General features: G+C 38.8%; 18 protein-coding genes and 1 riboswitch. Of the genes, 4 read left to right on the top strand and 14 right to left on the bottom strand.

Features of this window, described 5'->3' with window-relative positions; all coding sequences use genetic code 11:
• Together A6754_RS04530 and A6754_RS04525 are read right to left on the bottom strand one after the other, a co-directional pair.
• Complete coding sequence (locus tag A6754_RS04530; RefSeq protein ID WP_066442717.1) at nt 1-1,014, bottom strand: methionine ABC transporter ATP-binding protein; 1,014 nt, start codon at nt 1,012-1,014, stop codon at nt 1-3.
• Nucleotides 1,015-1,146: 132 nt separating this feature from the next.
• A complete protein-coding gene (locus A6754_RS04525; RefSeq protein WP_066451365.1) occupies nt 1,147-1,974 on the bottom strand; it encodes a MetQ/NlpA family ABC transporter substrate-binding protein in 828 nt (275 codons plus the stop codon).
• Between the two features lie 88 nt (nt 1,975-2,062).
• Nucleotides 2,063-2,176, bottom strand: a riboswitch (SAM riboswitch).
• Between the two features lie 138 nt (nt 2,177-2,314).
• Between A6754_RS04525 and A6754_RS04520 the strand changes: the two genes are divergently transcribed.
• A complete protein-coding gene (locus tag A6754_RS04520) occupies nt 2,315-2,836 on the top strand; it encodes a PPC domain-containing DNA-binding protein (protein WP_066442716.1) in 522 nt (173 codons plus the stop codon).
• Nucleotides 2,837-2,898: 62 nt separating this feature from the next.
• Here the strand turns inward: A6754_RS04520 and A6754_RS04515 are convergent, their stop codons facing one another.
• Together A6754_RS04515 and hemF are read right to left on the bottom strand one after the other, a co-directional pair.
• Entirely contained in the window at nt 2,899-3,990 is a 1,092-nt protein-coding gene (locus A6754_RS04515; RefSeq protein ID WP_066442715.1) for a mechanosensitive ion channel family protein, read from the bottom strand.
• A gap of 339 nt (nt 3,991-4,329) precedes the next feature.
• On the bottom strand, nt 4,330-5,259 hold the full coding sequence (gene hemF / locus A6754_RS04510; RefSeq protein ID WP_066442714.1) for an oxygen-dependent coproporphyrinogen oxidase: 930 nt from the start codon (nt 5,257-5,259) through the stop codon (nt 4,330-4,332).
• A gap of 182 nt (nt 5,260-5,441) precedes the next feature.
• Here hemF and A6754_RS04505 point away from each other — a divergent pair, with 182 nt between their 5' ends.
• A complete protein-coding gene (locus tag A6754_RS04505) occupies nt 5,442-5,918 on the top strand; it encodes a GNAT family N-acetyltransferase (RefSeq protein ID WP_066442713.1) in 477 nt (158 codons plus the stop codon).
• Between the two features lie 43 nt (nt 5,919-5,961).
• Here A6754_RS04505 and A6754_RS04500 read toward each other — a convergent pair whose 3' ends face one another.
• Nucleotides 5,962-7,566, bottom strand: coding sequence for an ABC transporter permease (locus A6754_RS04500; RefSeq protein ID WP_156495694.1), 1,605 nt, complete (start codon nt 7,564-7,566; stop codon nt 5,962-5,964).
• Nucleotide 7,567: 1 nt separating this feature from the next.
• Nucleotides 7,568-8,470: an ABC transporter ATP-binding protein gene (locus A6754_RS04495; protein ID WP_066442711.1), complete on the bottom strand. Its 903-nt coding sequence runs from the start codon at nt 8,468-8,470 to the stop codon at nt 7,568-7,570.
• A 155-nt stretch (nt 8,471-8,625) separates the two neighbouring features.
• Here A6754_RS04495 and A6754_RS04490 point away from each other — a divergent pair, with 155 nt between their 5' ends.
• Nucleotides 8,626-9,225, top strand: coding sequence for a TetR/AcrR family transcriptional regulator (locus A6754_RS04490; RefSeq protein ID WP_066442710.1), 600 nt, complete (start codon nt 8,626-8,628; stop codon nt 9,223-9,225).
• A gap of 455 nt (nt 9,226-9,680) precedes the next feature.
• Here the strand turns inward: A6754_RS04490 and hflX are convergent, their stop codons facing one another.
• From hflX to A6754_RS04465, 5 genes are all read right to left on the bottom strand, one after another.
• Nucleotides 9,681-10,943, bottom strand: a complete 1,263-nt coding sequence (gene hflX / locus A6754_RS04485; RefSeq protein WP_082851605.1) for a GTPase HflX — start codon at nt 10,941-10,943, stop codon at nt 9,681-9,683.
• A 469-nt stretch (nt 10,944-11,412) separates the two neighbouring features.
• Complete coding sequence (locus tag A6754_RS04480; protein WP_066442708.1) at nt 11,413-12,618, bottom strand: MFS transporter; 1,206 nt, start codon at nt 12,616-12,618, stop codon at nt 11,413-11,415.
• Between the two features lie 465 nt (nt 12,619-13,083).
• The gene (locus tag A6754_RS04475; protein ID WP_066442707.1) at nt 13,084-13,425 is read right to left on the bottom strand and encodes a GIY-YIG nuclease family protein; all 342 of its coding nucleotides are present in this window, start codon (nt 13,423-13,425) and stop codon (nt 13,084-13,086) included.
• A gap of 21 nt (nt 13,426-13,446) precedes the next feature.
• Nucleotides 13,447-14,202: a DUF2087 domain-containing protein gene (locus tag A6754_RS04470; RefSeq protein ID WP_066442706.1), complete on the bottom strand. Its 756-nt coding sequence runs from the start codon at nt 14,200-14,202 to the stop codon at nt 13,447-13,449.
• Between the two features lie 350 nt (nt 14,203-14,552).
• Complete coding sequence (locus A6754_RS04465; RefSeq protein WP_066442705.1) at nt 14,553-15,977, bottom strand: hypothetical protein; 1,425 nt, start codon at nt 15,975-15,977, stop codon at nt 14,553-14,555.
• Nucleotides 15,978-16,220: 243 nt separating this feature from the next.
• On the opposite strand from A6754_RS04465, the gene A6754_RS04460 reads away from it, so the two are divergent.
• Nucleotides 16,221-17,591 carry an aldehyde dehydrogenase gene (locus A6754_RS04460; RefSeq protein WP_066442704.1) on the top strand — a complete coding sequence of 457 codons (1,371 nt, stop codon included), beginning with the start codon at nt 16,221-16,223 and terminating at the stop codon, nt 17,589-17,591.
• A 75-nt stretch (nt 17,592-17,666) separates the two neighbouring features.
• On the opposite strand, the gene A6754_RS04455 is transcribed toward A6754_RS04460, so the two are convergent.
• Genes A6754_RS04455 through A6754_RS04445 form a run of 3 tightly spaced genes read right to left on the bottom strand, consistent with a single transcriptional unit; the run spans nt 17,667 to nt 21,107 of the window.
• Nucleotides 17,667-18,734: a Ger(x)C family spore germination protein gene (locus tag A6754_RS04455; RefSeq protein WP_257297410.1), complete on the bottom strand. Its 1,068-nt coding sequence runs from the start codon at nt 18,732-18,734 to the stop codon at nt 17,667-17,669.
• Nucleotides 18,731-19,807 carry a GerAB/ArcD/ProY family transporter gene (locus tag A6754_RS04450; protein WP_066442703.1) on the bottom strand — a complete coding sequence of 359 codons (1,077 nt, stop codon included), beginning with the start codon at nt 19,805-19,807 and terminating at the stop codon, nt 18,731-18,733. The genes A6754_RS04455 and A6754_RS04450 overlap by 4 nt, the downstream gene beginning before the upstream one ends.
• Nucleotides 19,800-21,107 carry a spore germination protein gene (locus A6754_RS04445; protein ID WP_066442702.1) on the bottom strand — a complete coding sequence of 436 codons (1,308 nt, stop codon included), beginning with the start codon at nt 21,105-21,107 and terminating at the stop codon, nt 19,800-19,802. Before A6754_RS04445 ends, A6754_RS04450 begins: the two co-directional genes overlap by 8 nt.
• Nucleotides 21,108-21,246 lie beyond the last annotated feature (139 nt).

Here is a 21,246-nt window from a genome sequence, read left to right as displayed (position 1 = left end):
TTATCCCTCCAATTCCTCTACATTTACTCCATGCTCTTCTAAATAGCTGAGAGCAGCGGCAATATCCTGCTTTTCACCGAGCAAGTGGATACTTATATTCCCGACAATTCCGTTTTTCAATTCAATGATATTAGCGGTTAGTATATTGGGTTTTACATTAAATTTTTGACTCACGAGCGCCAGCAGCGGCTGTCCCGTCGATTCGCCTAAAAAAGTAAGTCTGAGCACATTTCCTGATAACTTTAACTGCTGAATAAGCGAGGATGAAAGCTTGCGCTGTGCGATCGTGTTTAAAAACTTTTTGGTCGTTGGATATTGCGGATTGGAAAACAATTCAATGGCTGTTCCCTGCTCGATAATACTGCCTTGTTCCATCACATATACATAATCACATATTTTTTGAATGACGTTCATTTCATGTGTAATGAGCAGAATGGTAATGCCCAGCTCTTTATTGATTTTTAAAAGCAGCTCGAGAATCGAATCTGTTGTTTCCGGATCAAGCGCACTTGTTGCTTCATCGCTTAGCAGCAGCTCAGGTTCTTGGGCCAGGGCTCTGGCTATGGCGACCCGCTGCTTTTGTCCTCCTGATAACTGACTTGGATAAGCATTCACTTTATCTGCTAAACCCACAATCTCTAAATATTTTTTTACTCGATCGCCGACTTCTTTCTTCTGGATGCCAATTAATCTTAAAGGAATGGCAATATTATCATAGACAGTTGCCGTTTTTAATAAATTGAACCCTTGAAAAATCATGCCGATTTTCTTTCTTTTTTCACGTAGATTCTGCTCTGATAAGGAAGTGAGATCTTCTCCTCCAATAATCACCCTGCCCGAGGTTGGGTTTTCGAGCAGATTTACACAGCGGATTAATGTACTTTTACCAGCACCGCTATAGCCGATGACTCCATGGATTTCTCCTGTCTTCACTTCAATATTGGCATTCCGAACTGCTTCAATATCTCCTTTTTTTCCTGAAAAAGTTTTCGATATATTTTCCAATACAATCATGCTGTACCTCCTTCAAGTCTGATCAGCCATTCAATAGAAATAATGTGTGACCGAATATGATAGCAGAATGGTGCTCGCGTCCCTTGCAGCTGGAGCGAGCATTCTTCTTTCATCGGAATCTAGATTAAAAGATTATTCATCCCAGCTCGGAATGACAGATCCTTTGAATTCATCTTCAATAAATTTCTTCACTTCTTCAGACTGATACGCATTTCTGAGCTTTTCAAGCACAGGATCATTTTCATTCTCTGCCCGGACAACGATGTAGTTAACATATGGAGAATTCGTTGACTCAAGGAGAATTGAATCTTCTTTTGGATTAAGTCCGGCTTCTAAAGCAAAATTCGTGTTAATGGCAGCAGCATCCAGCTCACTTAATTGCTTTGGAATTTGCGCTGCATCCAGTTCAATAAACTCAAATTCTTTTGGATTCTCTTCTAAATCATAAATAGAGGCCGTTTCTCTCTTCTCGTCAATCAGTTTAATAAGTCCAGCTTCTTCTAAGATAAACAATGCACGTGAACCGTTTGTCGGATCATTTGGCAAACCAATTTTAGCTCCATTTGGCAGATCTTCAATACTTCCAAATTCATCTGAATAAACGGCCATTGGATTCAGAATCGTTTTTCCTACAGGCACTAGATCTGTATTATGATCCTCATTAAATTGATCTAAAAACGGTTCGTGCTGATAGCTGTTTACATCCAAATCACCTTCTGCAAGCGATGTATTAGGCAGCACATAATCCGTGAATACTTTTAATTCAAGCTCTAAGCCATCCTTCGCAGCAACCTCTTTAACCTTTTCAACAATTTGTTCATGCGGCCCAGCGGTAACGCCAATCAGAAGCTTTTCTTCACTTAGCGGCTCAGCCTCATCTCCAGAGGCACTGTCACTCCCACAGCCTGCTAAAAATCCAGTTAATAAAATTGATGATAAGATGATTGCCCATTTTTTCATGTTCGTTCCTCCTAAAGAAATTTTTTTAAATAAAAATGCCTCTCTTTCAAAAGAAAGAGAGGCATAAGCATACAAAGATACGCTTCCTCTCTTATCTTCCAAAACACAAACGTGTTTTGCAGGATTTAGCACCAATTCATTCTGTTAAATGAACGGTTGCCGAGCTTCACAGGGCCAGTCCCTCAGCTACTCTTGATAAGAGAACAATCAAGTATATTTAATTTTTGGTAACCTTATTGGTAAAATCTACATGAACCATTAATGAATGTCAATATCTTTTTTTCAAAAAATTAAAACTTAATATATACTAGTTAGAAATATATGCGAGAGGGAGAAAAGTATGACTCATACTGTACGTGCACATTTTGCTGAAGGTTTTGAGGGAAAAACGGTTGTTGCCCGGCTGCTGCCTGGTACAGATTTACTTTCTGGAATTGAAGAGGTCTGCAGAGCAAATCAGATGAAATATGCTACAATCAGCAGCTGTTTTGGCAGTCTTAAAAAAGCTGGTTATGTATACTTGGTGGAAAAGCCCGAGACAAATATCGGTGCTGGCTACGGAGAGCTTATCAGCCGGAATGGTCCAATTGAATTTCTGAATGGAACGGGAATTGTCTGTCAAAGAGATGATCAATTTGAAACCCATATACACGGAACCATGTGTGACCACAACGGTGCCGTCTTTGGCGGTCATTTAATCAAAGGCGAAAATAAAGTGTTAACCGTTGATCTCGTTTTAAAGGAAATCAAAAATATGACCGTTTTGAGGAGCTTTGATTCTGAAACAGGCGGATATCAATTATATCCGTTAGAAAAAGGAAAGACAGAGCCAGCCTTTCTGGAGCTTAATAGTGAAAAATGAATCTTATAAATTTGGTTACTAATAGAACAAAAAGCTGCCTTGACGGCAGCTTTTTTCTTAGCTTATGACTCCTGTGGTGCCGGCAAGCTACCCTTATCATCATCTGGCTCACTTGCATACAGCTTTCTGCTTGGTAACGCAATAGACACATCTTCATTTTCAAGAATCTCAATCAATCTAAAATTAATCTCTTCTTTCACTCGTAAATGCTCATCCCAAGCCGTTGATTTTGTAAAGAAATAGATGAAAACTTCATAGCCATTTTCCTGATATTTGTCAAAGCGGACAAGGATTGAGTCAGGGTGCACTTCGCTATGACCTTTAATTTCCTCTTCCATTTGCCGCACGACTTTTAATAGTTTGGCTTTCGGTGTTTCATAAGAAATTTTAATATTAAAGCTTACTTGGCGTTTCCCCATTTTACTCCAATTGGTGATCGACTCATTTGCTAACGTATTATTCGGAACAGTTACGATCGCATCTGCAAATGTACGGACCTTGGTACTCCGGAAAGTAATATCCTCTACGGTTCCTTCCACACTTGGCGTCATGATCCAGTCACCGATCGTAAACGGCTTTTCAGTAATTATAATAAAACCGCCGAACAGGTTTCCGATTGCATCCTTTGCAGCAAACGCAATTGCCACACCACCCAGGCCAAGCCCAGCGATAAATCCTGTTACATTATAACCAAACTCTTGTGCAATGATCGTAAAACTAATGGCAACTATGATTAAGCGAATAGCCTTGGACATAAACGGGATTAAAATATCATCAATTTCTAATTTAAAGCGACTCTTTACCTGAGCAAAGAAAATGGATGACGCCGAAGCTAAGTTGTATAATCCCCATGTGATCAATACGATTACTGATGCACGTATAATACGATCAAATAGAATCCCTGGTTCTGCGTAAGGGAAATAACCCGCCGCAAGCTCAATTCCAATAATAATAAATAACCATTGCAGCGGCTTCTCAAACGACACAAAAATATGTGTCAGGATGTCCGTTGGAGCTTTTCTGCTCAACCGAAGAATTAACGAGTAAACATATTTAGAAAATAACTTCCTAAACACTAAAAATAACAGGAAAATCCCTATAGATATTCCTATTTGCGTCCACATTTCAACATCATAAAATAAAGCCCAATTCATCAAATACCTCCTAAAACTGTTTTCCTAAAATAGTAATCTATTTGTATACTATTCGTTATTAGCAGCAATTTTTAATAGCAATTACTAACTTCACCCTAGGAAACTAGTTCTTATGATAACATAGATTACTGTATCTTTTTAAGAGGTTGCTTTTTACAAAAGGGTTCCTGAATTGGCACTTTCCGTTAGATGTGAAAAGATTTTTTGACTGAATCTAGACTTTGAATAACTATAATCTCAAAGTGTTAAAATTCAAAAATTAATTGATACTTTTGTAAAAGCAAGAGTTTATATACCTTGTTCTTCTTGAGCATCTAATCTTCACGAGAATAAATGTTTTTATTCTTTAATCCAATCTACATCCTTTTTCAGCAAACTCAAGGTTCTCGCTTCCATACTGTCAGGCTGTACTTGATAATTGTAGAGCCATTTCGCTTGAGGGGGCAGGCTCATAAAGATCGATTCTATTCTGCCATTCGTGTCGAGACCAAATTTTGTTCCGCGGTCGTATACGAGGTTGAATTCTGCATACCTGCTTCTGCGCACATACTGCCATTCTTTTTCCGCTTCACCATATGTTTTATGTTTATTTTCTTCTACAAGCTGACTGTAAATGGGCACAAACGAGTCACCGACATCTTTTACAAAATCAAAAAGCTTTTCAATCGTTGTGTTCTCATCTACTCTTAATCGATCAAAGAAAATACCGCCGATTCCTCGCGTTTCCTGGCGATGCTTTATATAGAAATAACGGTCTGCCCACTCTTTGAATGCCGGGTAATAATTTGGATCATGTTGATCACATAGACGCTTTATGCTGCGATGAAAATAATTCGCTTGCTGTTCGTCAATATATATAGGTGTTAGGTCAATTCCGCCACCAAACCACTTATCTCCATTCGACATTTCAAAATAACGGACATTCATGTGAATGATCGGTACATAGGGATTGACAGGATGCATAATAATAGAAACACCAGTAGCTAAAAATTCATGCCCGCTAGGCAATTTAAGTCCTGCAGACATGGTTTCAGGTAGTGCTCCATAAACATGAGAAAAGTTAACGCCTCCCTTTTCAAAGACCTGTCCATTTTCAATGACTCTAGCTCTTCCGCCGCCACCGCCTGGGCGATCCCACTGATCCTCATGAAAACGTGCACTTCCATCTAGCAATTCTATCTTTTGGCATATATCATCCTGAAGATTCTTAAAGGTTTGCAGAATGATGTCCTTATCAACTTTTACAGCAGCTTGAATTAGATGATTCATTTCTTTTCCCTCCCCGTTATTTTTTCACTATTCTTACAAATAATAGTATAATTTTTGTCACTTATTGTAAACTTGCAAATAAGTGGCTATTTACTCTAAACCCTATATATAGTAAAGTTATTCTAAATTTTATCTGCAGATTAAGCGGCATTCCCGCACAAAATAAATTTAAGGAGAATGAAATGATCATCAGGGAAATAGAAAAAAAGGATAATAAAGTGATAGAAGCAATTATAAAAGAGTCACTAGAGTCCGTTCAGTTAAACATACAAGGAACGGCTTACTTTGATCCGCAGTTAGGAACGTTATTTGAGCATTACCAGTCACTGAAGAATTCTAAGTATTGGGTGGCGGAGCTTGATCATGAAGTGGTTGGCGGGATTGGAATCGGTGTTTTTGATGAGGATAAAGGAATATGTGAACTGCAAAAGCTTTATTTAAAGGATAAAGTGCAGGGAAAAGGATATGCCAATCTGTTAATGAAAACCGCCTTAGCATACGCATCTCAGCACTATAACTCTTGCTATCTTGAGACGCGCCATGAACTAAAGGCGGCGGGTGGTTTGTATCAGAAATATGGTTTTAAGCTGTTATCTGAACCGATACTGGGATCGGAACATTCGGCAATGGATGCCTGGTATTTAAAAGAACTGAACTAACGCATTTCTCTGTTTGATCATGTTCTATCAGATTTCCAGCACACTAGCCGGAAATATCACGTTTATTATAAAAGAATGTACCTGTAACCATAATCAATGCAGCGATTATGGTCATCATGATCGCTGCCGGATAATCCATGCTTTCTACAGGAATTTGCGGAATATATCCGTATGGCGAGAGTTTGCTCATCCAGTCAGGAAACTGCAGTAAGTTTCCTAAATAAACAACAATAAAAGAATAAAGCAAGTAAATCCAAGTTAAAGCTCCATACTTTGCTGAAATCCCCACCAATAAAACTGAAATACTGATCATCAGTAATAAAGCAGGAAGAAAAGCAAATGCTCCTCTAAAGATTGTACTCAATTGAAATGGCTCTTCCATTACAGCGGCTGCAGCGAACCACAATCCAATTGCCATCGCTAATAGCATAAATAACGCTGAAATAAGGGCCAAAAAAATATGGCTCCACAAATATCGGTTTCGAGAGATTGCTAGACTGTATATATTTTCTGCCCTGCCCTTTTTTTCTTCCCCAGCCAGCTTCAAAACGGACATCAAGACAGGAATTGTTCCCATCATCGCCATAACGGATAGCAGCATTGGCAGAAATTGCTCTGTCAATGTATAGCCTTCAACAGGAACCAGCATATTCTTCATTAGGTCAACATCTTGAAAAAAGGACTCTAAATCTCCTAGAACTGCACCATATGAAATCCCCAGGATGAACATCCCTGCTGTCCAGCAGATGAAACCTGTTCGCTGCAGTCTAAAAGTTAATCCAATGGGACTCAGTAACGTTTTATTTGCCTTTTCACGCCCTTTTCCAGCAGGTAAAAAACCAGTATCCAAGTCTCTAATGGACTGTAAATAAAAAGCAGCTGCAGCAAAGAATAGTCCAATTCCTGCTGCGGCAAAAATCGGCAGCCAATCATTCTCCACATAAACCTTTGTGCCTGTCACATACCCAAAAGGGGAGAACCAGGATAGACCAGATTGATCAATATCTCCAAGAGCACGAAGCAAATAGAACCCGCCAAGTGCAGAAAAAGAAAGCCCCAAAGCACTTCTTGCATTCTGTGTGAGCTGATTAAAAATAGCAGTAAGCCCCGTAAATATGAATCCTCCTGCACCAATAGCAGCGCCATATAGCAAGGAGCCTTCTAAATCCATACTCTCAATCTTCATAACCGCCAACCCAAACCCAATGATCAGAGCCAGCGCTACATTTACAAAAGTAAGAACAATAAAGGAAGCAGAAATGTTTGCTAATCTGCCTACTGGAAATGAACGGATTAGCTCTATTCTTCCTTCTTCCTCATCTGCTCGTAAATGTCTTGTCACAAGCAAAATCGACATAATGGCAGCAGCGATAGCAGTAAATAACAGCATTTGGTGGGCCATCATGGCTCCAGGAGTATAGTTATCCAGTCCATAGCCAGGTCCCACCATTGCAATAATAGCTGGATTATTCATGGTCGCTGCAATACTTTGCCTCTCTTCCGCTGTTTGATACAAATCAGGAAAAACAGCAGCAACCGAATAGGTGAAAAATAAAATTCCCATGATCCAAATCGGAATGACAAAACGGTCTCGCTTTAAAAGGAATAAAACAAGCTGCCCGGTATGCTGAAACAGTCGATTTTTCACCTTATTTCCCCCTTGGCTGAGAAGGCTGAGTCTCATAATGCCGCATAAACAAATCCTCTAAAGTCGGAGGGGCACTTTCAATTCTGATCACACCAAACCTGCTGACATATTCCATAATGCTTCCGATCTCTTCGGAATCTGCCTGAAACTGCACAATGTTTCCTTTCCATTCACTGCCATGCACACCTTTTAACATTTCAAGGTCACCCATTTTTTCAGCCGTTTCAACCAGCAGACTTGTTCGAGTTAAATGCCGAAGCTCTTTTAAGGTTCCCGTTTCAATCATCGTGCCCTCGCGAATAATTCCGACTCGGTCACAAAGCTTTTCTACCTCGGATAAAATATGACTGGACAGGATGACACTTCCCCCAGCTTCTTTCACATCCATAACACACTCCTGAAAGACCTTTTCCATCAGAGGATCTAATCCTGATGTAGGTTCATCAAGAATATATAGATCAGCTTGGGCTGAAAAGGCTGAAACAAGTGCTACCTTTTGCCGGTTTCCTTTTGAGTATGTCCGGCACTTTTTAGTGGGATCTAATTGAAATCTTTCAATCATTTCATCTCTTTTACTGTTCTTTTCGCTTCCTCGAAGCTTTAAAAATAAGTCAATTACTTCTCCGCCTGTTAGATTGGGCCAGAGGTTCACATCTCCCGGAACATATGCTAATCGCTTGTGGATTTCTACGGCATCTCTCCATGCATCCATTCCAAAAATCGCAGCATCTCCAGAACTGGCTTTTAACAAACCTAACAAAATGCGGATGGTCGTGGATTTCCCCGCACCATTTGGTCCGATAAAGCCATAGACCTCTCCTTTATCCACAGATAGATCTACACCAGATAATGCCGAAAACGTCCCAAATTTTTTTGTCAGATTCCTTGTTTCTACAACTGCCATGTTTCTCCACCTCACCTATTCCAAGTTAAAGTTTTGAAATATTTTAATCTATATATTTCATAATATATAAAATTGTAATATTTTACAACAAGTTATGAACTATTACATTTGTTTTATTTCAAAATTTTTATTACACTAAAACAGAGGTGAAAGAAATGGACGGGTTTACTCGCCGTAAAGAACAGAAGAAACAAAATATCTTAGAGGCCGCTTTAAACTTATTTATTGAATATGGCACCGAAAAGGTATCAATATCTGAGATTGCACAAAAAGCAGATGTCTCCCAAGTAACCATCTATAATTATTTCGAAAGCAAACATAATCTAATACAAGAAGTAATCATTTTCTATGTTGACCAAATTTCTGATTATTTTGACGAGATCATTTACGGCAATGCACCATTTCCCGAAAAGATTCATCAAATTATTTTTAATAAAAGTGAACAAGCCAATGAGATTCATGAAGATTTCTATCAATATCTAATGAAAGAGCATGCTTCTGGAGTAAGTTATCTCGAAAAGGTATATGCCGAAAAGTCATTGAAAGGCTTTATGCACTTATTCGAAGAAGGACGGCAAAAAGGGTATATTGATCCTTCTATTTCAAATGAAGCTATATTAGCTTTTATCCACATTATGAAGGAAGGCATGAAAAAAGGAGAAATCTCTAACAAAATTCTTCCGTTCGCAGAAGAAATCACTAAACTGATGTTTTATGGGATCTTGGGGAATCAGCGAACTGACAAGAACGAATAACCACGGACCGCGGATCCATATTGGATTCGCAGTTCGTGGTTATTGTGCTTGCTTTGTTTTTTCGTCTGCTACAATTATTGAGTTAGTCAGTTTGCGATTGGTCAGTTGGTGGGTACTTGTCTTGATCACTCTTTTTCAAGACTGAAGGGCAGAATTCCTGCCTCTTTCTAACATTAAACCATATAGGTGGAAAGCAGGATCTCTATTAACAATGATGTGCTTATTTTTTTATTCCGAAAATTTACCCACATGGCAAAATTCACAATCAACAGAACTTACCCACATCTTATTCACAATTAACCTTACTTATCAACAGAACTATCCCCATACACATTAGTGCTATTCTCTAAGAGCCTGTTGATAATGACGAATTTATCCACATTATCAACATAATAGTTTGCGGAGAACTTGTGGATAAATTAGAAAAATGCACACTTATCCACAACTTAACCCTGTTATTCTTGAATCACGTATTGACTATATTTCTCAGCATCACTATTTTTACAGATGACATGCAGGATTGTGCCTTTTTCATCATATTCTGTTGATATTACATCGGCATTGTTGTTAAAATACGAAACAATTTCGCCGTCTGTATAAGGGATAAGCATTGTTTGCTGTGAATAATCGTTTAGAATTTCTGTGCTGATTTTATTGGTCAATTCCTCTAGACCCTGCCTCTTTTTCGCAGACAGATAGACTCTGCTATTGCTGACAGAAGGAGACTCCATATCTGTTAAGTCGACTTTATTGTATGCATAAATCATAGGTATACCCTTTACACCAATTTCATGCAATACTTTTTCGGTTAGCAACTTATGCTGTTCATGGTTCGGATCTGATGCATCAAGAACATGGATAAGCAGGTCTGCTTCTGTCACTTCCTCCAATGTTGATCGAAATGCCCTGACGAGATGATGTGGAAGTTTGTGAATAAATCCAACTGTATCTGTTAATAAGAAGACACGATTATTCTCGAGCTCGAGTCTGCGCACAGCCGTTTCCAGTGTGGCAAAGAGCATATCCTTTTCAAACACAAGCTTTTCATCTTTGTCGCCATATTTTTCAAGCATTGCATTCATCAGCGTAGATTTACCTGCATTTGTATAGCCAACAAGAGCCGCAACAGGCACGTCTTTTTTATTGCGCTGCTTTCTTTGCGTTTTTCTTTGCAGCGTTAATTGTTCCAGTTCTGTGGATAACTTACTGATCTTTTCTTCGATTTTGCGGCGATCCAATTCTAGCTTGGTTTCACCTGCACCTCTATTTTTTAATCCGGAGCCGCCGCCTTGACGACCTAAATCTTCACGAGTGCCAATTAGCCTGGGAAGCAAATATTTAAGCCGAGCCATTTCAACCTGCAGCTGTGCCTCTCTTGTTTTCGCTCTGCTTGCAAAAATATTTAAAATAAGAGTCGTTCTGTCGATTACCTCACACTTTAGCTCTTCTTCAAGATTGCGGATTTGCGAAGGTGAAAGCTCATCATCAAACACGACAAGCTCAGAATCCTCGTGTTCAATCAGCATTCGCAGCTCCTCCACCTTGCCAGGACCCATATAGTAGCCTTTATGAATATGCTTTACATTTTGCGTAAGCGCACCAGCCACCTCTAAATCGCATGCTTCAGCTAAATTGGAAAGCTCCTCCATCGAACTTTTAAAATTTTCCTGTTGATTGCTGTTTACATTTACTCCAGCTAATATGACTTTTCTCTTCATAAAATGATTCCTCCCTTTCATTACAAACTTCATGCCTGCATTGTGTAATCGGGAGTAGTCCTTTTGAAATAAAGGAAATAACGATAAAGTTAATTGCCGACCGGCAAGCCTAAAAAGGTGTAGCCAGAGGCTTAACTGCATTTATACTTTCATTTGAAGTCGGAGCCTGAGCAGAATTTTCTCCTTTGCTGCTCAATTAGACTTTATGAAGGTATAAAAAAAGACAGCAAAAAAGAGAGAACGATTCATCCCCTCTTCTTTGCCGTTATATGCAAATGTAACTTCCTCTAATGAAGGCAGACCAATCCCGTTTACCCTGCAAGGCGCAGAGTTTTTGAACATATTCAGTTACTGGTTCAAAGTGGGAAAACGTAGTCTGATTGATTGCATTAGTGGAAGCCTCCGTTCATTTAAGTTAGCAACATCATATCATTCGCTGGAATATAAAGCAAGGTGACATTAGCCTAATTTATGACTGCTGAAGCTTAACTGCAGCATTTTTTTGTTTCAGTTTCTTCTGCCAGATCATGGTCACCGTCATTGTAACAGAAAGGAATACCAGTCCTAGAATAAATGGATAAATAATATTAACATCATAAAGCATTCCGGCAATCGTTGGCCCTAAAATATTTCCGATACTCATATAAGAGTTATTCATGCCCATCGCAAAGCCTTGCTCATTTCCCGCTAATTTTGAAATAAGCGTGTTTAATACCGGGCGGAGAATCGATGTAGCTAAAAAGATTAATAATGTGATGGCAAAGAAAACAGCATAGCTTGAAGCAAATAAGGTTAATAAGAAACCAAAAGCTGCAACGCCTAAGAAGATGTTTAATACTTTACCTTCACCAATTTTTGAAACAAGACGATCAACAATAAACAATTGAACAACCACACTAATAATACCAGTGGCTGTAATCATAAGAGCAATATCCTGAGGCGTGGCACCAAATTGATTATCTACAAAAAGTCCCAAAACGGATTCATAAGCCATTAAGCCAAAGCTCATCACAAGCGTAATAATAAGCGGGACAAAATAAGGCATTTTTACAGAGCGAACCATTTTGCTTGCCATTGACTCTTCCTGTACATTTTTTGCAGCTGCTGCAGCCTGCTCAGACATACTTTCTTTTAATACAATAACAGAGAAAATAACAGCAACAAGGGAGACAAGGGCAGAAACAAGGAAAGGCACCTTTAATCCATATTCCGCTAAAAATCCACCGACACCGGGACCGATTACAATCCCTAAGGACATAGCTGCAGATACAAGGCTATTTCCTTTTGCACGCTGATCCATCGTTGTAATATCAGCAACATAGGCAAAGATCGCTGGGATCATCAAGGCTGCACCAACTCCTCCAATTACGCGGGAGACATACAGCAGGTAAATGGAATCAACGGCATAAAAAACAAACATAGATGCGGTTAAACCAGATAAACCAAATATAATCATTTTCCTGCGGCCATATTGATCGGTCCATTTACCAGCAATAGGGGACATGATCAGCTGTGCTCCAGCAAAAATCGCAATCATGAGCCCAGCTGCAGTTCCCCCCTGATTAATTGATTCTAGATATTGAGGGAGGATCGGGATGACAATCCCAAAACTTCCTATGGCAATAAACATATTGACCATTAAAATCGTTAATTTCTTCCTTTGATCAGGAGACATCGTAAAACCTCACTTTCATACTGTATAGTTGATAAAATTTATTGAATGCGAAAAATAAAAGATCCTATCCGTCATAATGGGATAGGATCCAGTCTAACCGTAGAAAAAGGCATAGTGCTGTCACACTAAGCATAAATGATCATTTTCTATCCAATTTTAGACTAATCCTATTTAAAAGAGTTCTTCAAAAAACGAAAATTTATTAAAACAGGATTAGCAGATCATTTTTCTATGGTCACCTCTTCAAATTTTATCTTTAAATCTTACATGGTTTTTTCCAGTTAATCAAGTTAATTATTATAAAAACAAGTTAAAATCCATAAGCATATTTGGCTTCAGTGGATCTTCTTTTAGTGAGAACAATATGCCCATTTTCCTGCTTTCAGATAAGACAAAAGCGGCATCTCTGGATCTCAACACAGCACTTTTCCTGTTTTTTTAGACCCATTTTCACTTTAAACAATCCTAGTTATACCCATTTTCTCCAAAGGGCATAAGCTCATCCAGCCATTTTTGTTCTAATTTTTCAAGTTCCTTTTTGCTGTCAAAATAGCCTTGTTCAGGCTGTTTTAACACTTCTGCAACTTCTATTTGAAACGAATCGCTTCCCAATCGGCTCCAGTCCTCCTGAAGCTCTTTATGAAAACTTGTTCCATTATTTAGTGTGAACTTAACTCCATTTAATGTTTTTAGATTAGGAGTGCTTCCAATAAAAATCCGTCCATTTTCTTTGTTCGTAATTTTATAAACACCGGCTTCCACTTTTGTTTCCTTATATAATTGCTTTAATTCTTTTCTTCGTTCCAAAATATTCAGCCTGCCTCTCGGTTATTTTTTCAGCCAATATGCGCTGCCGTCTTTTTCACGTGCGAGAAATCCATACTCTATTAAATACCGTCTCAGTAATACATAATCATCAAACACGACAGCTAATACTGTGTTCATTTCTTTCTCATCATACTTTTTCTCTGGGCTGATTCTTTCTGCTGCGGCTCTTAATATAATGAGTCTTTGCTTTTCCTTTGGAGGAAAGGATGCCAGTTTCCCTTCCACTCCTTGAGGAAAATACTTATTCAGTATCTTTACACTCTCTTCTTCTGTCACATTGTAGCGGTCATCAATCATTCGGGCGTGAGGGTGGATTGGGATAAAGTCCGGCTCATCATGGTCATGTTCCTTCAGCAGCTCCATCAGTGTTAAAAACAGCTTTGCCTGACGCTCCTTTTCTTTCAGAACAAACCGATGATTTCGTATCGTCGAGGCACTGCCAATTCCCATTTCCTCGCGAATTTCCCCATCACTTTTCCCCTCATAAAATAAACGCAGCAGCCGGTTTTGATGTTCTGTTAAACCTGTCAGCTTCTTATCTAATCCCATCAAGTGATGAAAAACAGTCTGATGCTCTTCTTTTAGATGAAGCTGCATAAATTTTTCCGCTTCGTAAAAGACGCCCTGCTGCTCATACACAATTCCTCTTTCTGATGATCTGCCGCATAATAAGCACACAAAATGCTGCCCTTTCTCTATATAACCTTTTTTTAATTCCTCTATGGTTGCATCCCAGAACAATTCCTCCGCTTTCATTAATAGACACCTCTTACATATGTTTGTTTATTTATAGACATTATAGAATTATGTTTGTTTTATGTCAATACTCAGATTTGGCTTAAGTAGATAAACAAGCCCGTTCCATTGCGCTGCGGACCCTCGCTTTCCGTGGGGAGGAAGCTGAGCCTCCTCGTCGCGCGCTCCTGCGGGGTCTCACCCTTTCCTCTATTGCCCACAGGAGTCGAGTGTCCTCCGCTCCATTTCACTCTTGTTAAAATAAGATATTTTATAATCATAAATAAAAAACCGAATGACTAGAAAGATGATCTTCCTAACCACTCGGTTCTATGGCCATGTTAAATACTGATGTCCCAGCCTCATGTTTCTTATTCAAATTCTTCCATGCAGGATGTATCGATAATCCAGGGTTCCCCGCTGGTTGCATTGATGCAGCGGATATGTCCTCTTGTTTGTGGAAAAGAAGGGACAAAAGCTAATGAATACATGCCGTTTTCCAGATCTTTTACCCATGATAGCTCCATGGACAGACCCTTTTTATACGTTTCCGCTGCTTCTTCTATCGTAATAGACTGCTGAATATTTAGCATACTAAGATCAGCAAAAATAACCTGATCTGTTTCAACTCTAAGCAGGGAGCCTGTTTTGGCGCAGATTTCGATGGCAATTTCAGCATTTTGAACTTTTATGCCCTGTTCAAAACGGTGATAACAAAAACGATAAGCATATATTTCTGATTGACCTTCATTGGTATAATGGTGCAATTCGGCATCACCTTGAAGTAATTGAAACGTACTTTTATTTTTTGTATATTCACCAGAGATCACTTCATTCGCCTTTTTCAGTGCTTGTTCTGCTGTAATCACTGATGCATTTGAATTATGATCTTCACTTAATAAGCGCAGTAATCCTCCATCCTGATTAAATAGCAGCTTAACCGTATCTGGAATCGCTAATTGGATTTCTGCCAGCTCCGCATTCTCAACAGCAAGCTCTTGTTTGGTTTTTTTGCTCCAAACCTCGATGCGGCCCTTCTTTGTTTTGCTTTCGTAAATCTTCATGTGATCTTCCGTTAATCCTGCTAGTGTATATAAATCAGCAGGATCCGACAGACAGACTTCCCCAGCATATTGCTGGCGCTCGACTCCAAACATTTCGATTGTCTGAAGCTTTCCGTCAGCTCCTACCTCCATCACGTAATCTTCTATTTCATAGACAAAGTAATAACGGTTATCTCCGTTGACATATGTATCCTTATCATATTTAGCTATGACAGGCACTAACCGAAGCTCTTTCAAAAATAGTTTCTTTGCTTTTTCAGCAGTGATACAGCTTTTCGGATAAATGACCTCAACTTTATGATAATCTCTCTCCACATGACTGATAACTCCATTTGGCATAATGGAAAAGCTTACCCCAGAATTAGGAAGTTCAAGTCCAAACTTTTTGTCCTTCTGATTAAAGACAATCATCGTGAAATCATCCATATCAATTAATGCAGATAAACAGAGCGTTTCGCTGAAATCCCTTGGATAAAATTCATCAATAAAGGTGTAAGCTTTATTAATAAGTACATCCCTCTTTAAGGATCCTGTTTGAGATTCTTCATCATTATAGGTGGAAAAGTTAGCCAGACCTTCTTCATCAAAATTTGCTGAAGCAATCACCTCATCTTCCTCACGATCAATAAAGTCAAAGGAATTAGGATCGCCCTCTGCCGGGAAAACATCAATTTCCAAAACATCAAATCCATATATGTATGTTTTTAATTTGTCTAACACTGTTTTGTTCACTGTATGGGCCCCTCTTTAAAGAAAAATGGTTAGTTGAATTTTACCATAAACAATTCTTAGAAGTTAACTATTCCAAGTATAATCTGAACATCACTTCGAACAAAACCCTCACAAAAGATGATTATTGCAGGTGCTTATTCATGATCTCATAAGTGTTACATGGTATGATATAGAGAACTTATCTGCTGCTTACACGCAAATGAAAGGTTCAATTTACTCTCCAAAAGAAGGAGTGCGGATTAGATGGAAAACTACAAGCCATTACGGCAAAAGCAACAAGAATATTTTCGAAGCAATCAAACCAAAAGCATTTCTTTTCGATTAGAAGCATTGGATCAATTGCGCTCCATTATTAAAGCTCATGAACAAGAGATTATAGATGCGCTCCGCAAAGACTTAAACAAGTCAGAATTTGAAGCATATACAACGGAAATCGGTATTCTATTAGAAGAAATTAAGTTTACAAAAAAGCATTTACACAAATGGGCCAAACCTCGAAAAGTGAAGACTGCTTTAAGCCATACAGGAACAAAAGGCTATATTTATCCGCAGCCATATGGGAGCGCCTTAATTATTGCACCTTGGAATTACCCGTTCCAGCTGGCGATCGCTCCGTTAATAGGCGCAATCAGTGCTGGAAATTGTGCCATTATAAAACCGTCAGAGCTCACGCCAACCATCTCTGCTCTCATTAAGAAGATGATTGAATCTGCATTCCCTGAAGAGTACATTGCCGTCGTGGAAGGTGCCGTTGAAACAAGTCAAGCCTTGCTGAACGAGCCTTTTGACTATTTATTCTTCACTGGGAGTGTCCCTGTTGGAAAGATTGTAATGGAAGCAGCCTCAAAGCATCTGACTCCTCTTACACTTGAGCTTGGCGGAAAAAGCCCTGCCATTGTACATCATGATGCAGACTTAAAACTTGCAGCTAAGCGCATTGCCTGGGGCAAGTTTATCAATGCAGGTCAAACGTGCATCGCACCAGATTATGTATATGTACATGAAAAGGTAAGAGACTCATTTTTATCGTATCTAAAAGAGGCCATTGCCGAACTGTATGGCAAACAGCCTCTCGAAAATCGTGACTATACCCGCATTGTCAGCGAAAAACACTTTAATCGCCTTGAGGCGTTTCTGACAAGCGGTCAAATTGCATACGGCGGAAAAACGAATAAAGAAAAACTCTCCATTGAACCAACTGTCATCACAGATGTAAATTGGGGATCCTCTATTATGGAGGATGAAATTTTTGGTCCTCTTCTTCCTATTATGGAATACAAGGACATTGATGATGTAATAGCAGGTGTTTTAAACTTTCCCAACCCGCTTGCCCTCTATTTATTTACAAGTGATAAACAGATTGAACATCATGTCCTTGAGAGCATTTCATTTGGCGGCGGCTGTATTAATGACACGCTATATCACTTGGCCACTCCCCACCTGCCCTTTGGAGGTGTCGGAACAAGCGGCATGGGTTCCTATCATGGCAAAAGCAGCTTTGATGCCTTCTCTCATGAAAAAAGTGTTTTAAAACAGTCTACTGTTTTTGATATGCCATTTCGTTATCCAAACAGTAAGGATGGGTTGAAATGGATCCGGAGATTTTTGGGTTAGAATGGATTATCTCTTAAATAAAGGCTGTCGGCCGCTATCCGATAGCCTTTATTTTTCAGCACTACAACTCCCTTTTTATCCTTTACGAATCTTTAGATTCCCTGTGTTTTGAATATCTATTTCTATATTAAAGTCCACTTTCAGTTCTGGAAAATAAACACTGCGCCATTCTTTTAGTTGATCACGAGGGATTTCGCGCCTAAAGTATTGGCCAATTCCTAGAATGTCTGACTCGCTTTCTTTCATCTGCTCAAAAAGGCTTTGGTATCTTTCAGTCAGCAGCTTTTCTAATTCCTTTTTAATCTCGTTTTCAGAAGGATCATTGATCGTTTCCAAGATAGTCACTTTTAGTTTTAAGAACAGCGAAAAAACCGGTATATCCTCTTCCAGCTTGCTTTTGAACTTCATTTTCTCACCTAGGATCATGACACTTGCATCATCCAGCACTTCTATTTTCCCCAGTGTGCTCTCTCCATTGAAGGCATTATACAATAAAGTTTTATTGGCTGAAATATCTCCCATCATGACGCCATTTTTAATAACCGCAGATCCTGTATGCTCAACCAATGTTGTTTTTCCAAGCTTCATTAAAGGCACAGCAACGTCATTTGTGTAAGAATAGATGCTTCTGTATACTTCCCATATTCTTGTTAATGCTATTTGCGGATCCCAGCCTGCACTTTTTTCAAAGAAATCTAATAAAATGGTTCCTTCAGCTTTTGGTTCACTGCTCATGGCACCAAAAAATGTGGATAAATCCTGATCAATAACAGCAAATAAAGCTTTGGAGGATATATCCCTTGATCGGATAAAACCGGAAATCAAATCCTTTACTCCCTTTTCAGCTAGCTCCCGATCTACCACAATGACTTTTACATGCAAAAGATCCACACTTCTTTCCATATTTGCACTAATGTGGTCAATGATCTCATTTACGGTTTTCCCAGTTCCAGACACTACGATGCTTTCAATCTGTCCCCCAGCCGGCTGCGGAATCTGCAGGTACACTTCATAGTTTTCGTCCTGCTGTGTCACACCGAGGACAACAGGCATCACACGATGATTAATGTCTTTATTATCCCAGCAGCCGCTGAGGATAAACATGGATGTAAGCAATAGAATAAGAAGCAAATATCTTTTCACCCATTCACACCTTCTTTACGTTTCTTCCAAAGACCTAAACCAAATATGGAAAGCGGAACAAATAAAATGACATAAAAACGTAAAGGCGTATTAATCTGAAACAACCTCTCTGCATCACTCCAATTAGGGATACGCAGACAGATGCAATAGATGAAGAATGCCAGGCCAATCGCTGCCCATTTCTCTGATAAAATAGGAATATAATATTTTGTAATTCGCACTGTTTTCCATAAAACAAGGGCAATAAATAACATAATAAATGTGATTAAGCATAATAGAAAAAACATGGTGATACGATCAAACATAAGCCAAGATATATTGATGCCATCTACAGCAGCAACATATGGAAATATAAAGGTCTCAGCTGTAGCCTGACCAAATGTTAACACTGGCACATAAACAGATAATAAATAAGCAGGTACGATTGCTGCCAGGCCAATGAGGATCCGGGTGTTCCGAAAAGATAGCACTGGCTGTATAAAACCCAAAAATAGGAACCCTCCCCCAATAGCAAAGTAACTATTAAGATAAGATTGCTTCTTGATAAAAGAGAAGTCACTGCTCCATATAGGAATCACATAGCGCCAATCTACATTCTGAAAAGAAATCGCTATAACAAATAAAACTAATGGCAGGAAAAGAAAAGACAAGAGAAAGCCTGTCTTAAAAATGGCTGAAAGCTCCTGCATGGACAAATAACAGGAAATAGACAGAATAAGGAGCATTACAGCCCAGAGCGGGGTCTTTGTAAGAAAAATGATATTAATGATCTCTGAATAAGCTCTGACCATAATAATATTGATCATTAATAAGTATAATCCTGTAGGTATTAATAAAAGAATGGTCCATAGCTTTCCAAAAGAAGAATATATGTCAATAATATTTTTATTTTTAAAGTAACTTAATCCTTTTAAGTAAATTAAGACTATTACAAAATGCAAGATAACTCCTATGACTATTGGAATCCATTGAGCTTCACTTGAACTTTCAATGATATTTGCAGGGTATAGAAAGAATAAAAGTCCTAAGTGTGTCAGTATGTACATCACTACAATCTGCCAGCTTTTATCCACTGCTTTTTTCTCCTTTATTTAAGTTAAAATACAAATAAGGAATGCCAAATGTTTCAATACTGGCTAAATAGGTACATATGATAAACAATCCTACCAAAATGCCAAGAATCCCATAAAGGGATGCCAGGAAAACGATAAGATACTTAAAGATCCTTATAGAAATGGAATTTTGAAATCCTACTATGGTCGAGTTGGCAATTGTAGCTGCAGCTAAAATAATGATGAGCAGGTTACTGACCAGCTTTGCTTCTACAACCGCCTGCCCTAAAATAATGCCCCCTACCATTGTGATCGTCGGACCAATACTGCTTGGCAGCCGAATACTTGCCTCTAAGATTAATTCTAGGATCAGAAGCATAATAAGAATCTCAATAATCGCCGGATAGGGAACACCCTCCCTGCTTTGTGCAACTGACAATGCAATCTCTATTCTTAGTACTTCGGGGTTTACGGCAACTAAAGCAACATATAGTCCCGGAATAATTAACGCAAGAAGAATGCCCATTATTCGGAGCAGCCGTACAGAGAGCATAAGCGGGTAGGGGTAATTATGGTCGTTATACAAAAAAATCATATCTCTTAATACACCAGGCAGGATAAGTGCTAAGGATAGTCTATCTATAAATAGAACCACTCTTCCTTTTCCGATTGCCCGCAGTGCTTCATCTGGGATTTCAGTTGTATTGATTTGCGTAACGAAACTCCACTTTTTTAATCCAAGCATCTTATAGGCATCCTGAATACATTCAAGTTCGGCTTGATTCATAAATTTTGCAATTTGATCTTGTATTTTGGACAGCAGTTCTGAATGAACCATTTCCTGATTATAGAGCAGAGCTATTTCCTTCTTATACTGTTTACCCATTTCATAGGTTTTAACCTTTAAATGCTGTGATTTCATATTCTTCCTGACCAGTCCAATATTGAGTTTAATATCCTCATTGAAAGAAATGGGCGAACCTAACACAACATTTTCATTTGAAGAGCTTTCAATCGAACGATTTAAAGAAACAGGAGCTGGTACAAGACTAATAGCAAGATCCTTATTCGTTCTTGCAAGCAGCAGTTTGCCTTCTAAAAGAGAGGCTTCAGCTGTTTCAATATCCGCCAACTCCTCTCCGTGCTGCTCAATCTCTTCGATTACCTTATATTCTTTCAGTTCTCCAAGTGTTTTATCTAATTCAACCAAGCTGTCTAAACCTATTACAAAAACGGACTCGCCGCAGATTATTTGTTTTTTACAGAAGAAATCGTCATTTCCCTGAAAAGCATCTTTTATCTTTCCAATAAAAGAATTCATATGTGGTATCCTTTCATCTTATAATTGGGAGTAGTTTTGCCAATAAGAAAAAAATTATGTTGATGAGTAAAGAAAAGTGGGAAACATTAGCGATTCTTTTCGTTAAAATATACCCCTTGTGGTATAAGATGAATTTAAT

Source organism: Cytobacillus gottheilii, from assembly GCF_001636345.1.
In the GTDB taxonomy this organism is placed as follows: Bacteria; Bacillota; Bacilli; order Bacillales; family Cytobacillaceae; genus Cytobacillus; species Cytobacillus gottheilii.
Note: the sequence above shows the minus strand (reverse complement) of the source record. Positions and strands in the feature narration are given on the sequence as shown.